Origin of the sequence: Lacihabitans sp. CCS-44, assembly GCF_024343735.1 — a bacterium.
Classification (GTDB): Bacteria; Bacteroidota; Bacteroidia; order Cytophagales; family Spirosomataceae; genus Leadbetterella.
In genome coordinates this window covers 1-580 of record NZ_RJUE01000037.1, presented here as the reverse complement: position 1 = coordinate 580, position 580 = coordinate 1, and the positions used below count along the sequence as shown (strand labels likewise).

At 40.9% G+C, this 580-nt stretch carries 1 protein-coding gene; it reads right to left on the bottom strand.

What is annotated here, in order from left to right; genetic code table 11:
• Nucleotides 1–580, bottom strand: a 580-nt coding sequence (locus EGI26_RS07210; protein ID WP_255077354.1) for a DUF11 domain-containing protein, incomplete at both ends; no start/stop codon positions are given.

Here is a 580-nt window from a genome sequence, read left to right as displayed (position 1 = left end):
TTAGTAAACGAAACTCCCACCGCATTACTCAATCCCAGAGCTGGTGACCAAGAATAAGAACTTGAGGTTTCGTTAGGTTCTCCAATTACGGCACCGTTAGGATTTAAAACGCAAGTCTTTGTAAAGTCAGCTCCAGCATTCACAGATGGGATAGTAGTTTCAACAGTGACAGTTATTGAATCAGTTGCTGTAAAACTATTGGTTAAGTTTGTTTTGGTTACAATATAAGTTGTAGTTACCAACGGGTTTGCTGTAGGATTAGATATGTTAGTTGAACTTATTGGAGCAAACACAGTAGCTTGATAAGTAAGTACTTGAGAAGCGGCAGAAGCGATATTAGCGATGCTCCATGTCAAGGTATCGTTCAGCAGACTGCCAGCATTACTGATGTTTCTGATATTGGCATATCCGTTCGGAATGGCGTCTTCAATAACAACAGCAGTAGCAGCATCAGGTCCAGCATTATTCACCGTGATAGTAAAAGTGACGGTATCGCCTACATTAGGAGTAGGATTATTGATGATTTTGGTCAAACTCAAATTGGCCACTTGTGGCACTGCAGTTACGAGGTCATAATCAT